Genomic DNA, 1,989 nt, shown 5'->3' with positions numbered 1-1,989 from the left:
GTTGCAACTGCACCTCCAAAAAATGAACAAACACCAGAGCCGCCCCATGAGCCAATTGACCAATAACTTAAAGCGCGTTGTCTATCTTTCCCAATGTAATATGACTTAATAATAGACAAAGTTGCAGGCATAATACATGCTGCTGAAAGTCCTTGAATTAATCTTCCTATAATAAGTAATAAAGGAATATTTGAAATAATGATTAATAATGAACCCAATATATTTAAGATAATACCAATGTTCGTGAGTTTAATTCTGCCATATTTATCAGCAAGACCACCTGCTCCTACAACAAACATTCCTGAAAATAAAGCAGTTATACTAACGGCGATATTAACCGTTCCAATATCTGTATTGAAACTATCTTCAAGTATTGGTACAACATTAACCAATGATTGTGCAAATAGCCAAAACGTTATTACACTTAAAACAATTCCTATTAACAACTTATTATTGCCTTCAAATGCCTCTCTTGACGGCTTTTCCATCTCTATTTGCCTCCCTATACTTTTGAAAACAGACAAATTCCATAACAGAAATTTGTCTGTTCGATAGAATAATTGAATGGTTTTTGATTTTAATGTGTAAAACTTTAAATTTATTAGTAGTCCATCCATTTATTCTCAATGCTAGTTATCTTACCTTATGCTGCTTTTTGTTTCTTCTTATAGTAATAAACTGGTATACCAAGTGCTGTTATTAGAATTCCAATGATTGCTAATATAAATTGTGTAAACAGTGTATTAATCAATACAAATGATCCTGCCAAAATAGCAATTAAAGGTATGATCGGATATAACGGTACTTTATATGGACGCTCCATATTTGGTTCACGTTTTCTTAAAATTATTACAGCAACAAATGACATACAATAGAACAACCAAATAACAAAGATTAACATGTTTGTTATTGTATCAAATGCTCCCATTGACATCATGATGATAGCGATTATAAGTTGTATAATTGCGCCAAACCATGGTGCGCCAGATTTTGTTAATTTTGCGAATAAGTGGCTAAATGGCAATAATTTTCTTTCAGCCATTGCATATGGTACGCGCATACCAGTCATAGTATAGCCATTGATCGTACCATAAACAGAAATTAATATACCGATTGTAATAATTTTACCGCCATTTTCACCAAATAATATTTTTGATGTATCTGAAGCTGCATTTAAGTTACCAGCAAGTAGTTCTATTGGCAACGTTAATAAAAATGTAGCGTTAATTAATAAATACACAGCCATAATACAACCGATACCAACTGAAATCGCTAAAGGTAAATCGCGTTTAGGATTTTTAAGTTCCCCCGCAACATTTCCTACATGAATCCAACCATCATATGCAAACATAGTTGCTAATAAACCACTACCAATTGCTGTAAAGAAACCATTTCCTGAATTACCTGTAGTTGGAATTAATGAAAAAGCGATATCTCCAGATTGAAAAATACCAAAAATTACAATAACGATGATTGGAATCAGTTTAATTACTAAAGTAACTGATTGTAAAATTCCGCCTGCTTTTGAACCTAGGAAATTTATCAACACAATAGATAACGCAGATGCGATTGCTATTGGTATTAACGAACCTATAGATAAATGGAATAAATTAATTAGCTGTGTCGCAAATACGATAGACAATGCTGCTACGTTAGCTGGAAAATAAATAAATGATTGCGCCCAACCTGATAGGAAGCCCCAGAAATCACCGTATGTATATTCTATATACTTCGTTAAGCCACCTGTTTCAGGGATTGCAGCAGCAAGTTCTGCTGCTGTTAACCCCGCACAAATGGTAATGATGCCGCCTAGGAACCATACAAACAAGGCCATTCCTGCTGTTCCTGTTACTTCTGTTACGTTTGATATTTTAAAGAATACTCCTGAACCAATAACTGTCCCCATAACAATAGCAAACGCTGAGAAGAAACCTATATTTTTTTGTAATTCTTTACCATTTGACATAATTACACCTCATTTTTAAGATT

General features: G+C 33.5%; 1 protein-coding gene and 1 pseudogene. Both read right to left on the bottom strand.

The features are described from left to right. Positions 1 to 488, bottom strand: a pseudogene (norB, locus tag IDG60_RS12320) (multidrug efflux MFS transporter NorB); the annotation flags it as partial. 155 nt (positions 489 to 643) lie between these two features. Beyond that, a complete protein-coding gene (locus tag IDG60_RS12315; protein ID WP_052998385.1) occupies positions 644 to 1,966 on the bottom strand; it encodes an APC family permease in 1,323 nt (440 codons plus the stop codon). Positions 1,967 to 1,989: the final 23 nt, after the last annotated feature.

Source organism: Staphylococcus sp. EG-SA-2 (assembly GCF_017152085.1).
Note: the sequence above shows the minus strand (reverse complement) of the source record. Positions and strands in the feature narration are given on the sequence as shown.

Bases quoted from the DNA above. Each gene is read 5' to 3' on its own strand.
- IDG60_RS12315 (WP_052998385.1), bottom strand. From the start codon at position 1,966: ATGTCAAATGGTAAAGAATTACAAAAAAATATAGGTTTCTTCTCAGCG.